This window comes from Pseudomonas sp. 51_B (genome assembly GCF_017491595.1).
GTDB lineage: Bacteria > Pseudomonadota > Gammaproteobacteria > Pseudomonadales > Pseudomonadaceae > Aquipseudomonas > Aquipseudomonas promysalinigenes.
Genome location: NZ_JAFGYW010000358.1, coordinates 1 through 457, shown reverse-complemented (window position 1 = coordinate 457; position 457 = coordinate 1). Strand labels below are relative to the sequence as shown.

Below are 457 nucleotides of genomic sequence, written 5' to 3'. Positions count from 1 at the left end.
GGCCGAACGGTTCGGGGAAATCCACTTTGCTGAAGCTGCTCGCCGGCTTGCGTGAACCGAGCGCGGGCCATGTGCAGCTCGGAGGTCAGGCGCTGGGCAAAATGTCGCGGCGCAGCATCGCGCAGACACTCGCGGTGGTTGAGCAACAGGCCGATACCGACGATGGCATTCGCGTGTTCGACGCGGTGGCGCTGGGGCGCACGCCGTGGTTGTCGGCGCTGCAACCGTGGTCGCCCGCCGATGATGCCATCGTCGAGCAAGCGCTGGTCGACGTCGACGCCGTGCACCTGCGCAACCGCCTCTGGCGCAGCCTCTCCGGCGGGGAACGCCAGCGCGTGCACATCGCCCGCGCACTGGCGCAGCGCCCGCAGATCCTGCTGCTCGACGAGCCGGCCAACCATCTCGATATCCAGCATCAGTTGAGCATTCTGCAAGTGGTGCGCGCACTGCCGGTGAC

1 protein-coding gene is annotated in these 457 nt (G+C 67.6%); it reads left to right on the top strand.

Annotated features, from left to right (window positions below):
* Positions 1 to 457, top strand: a 457-nt coding sequence (locus J5M56_RS25220; RefSeq protein WP_207938088.1) for an ABC transporter ATP-binding protein, incomplete at both ends; no start/stop codon positions are given.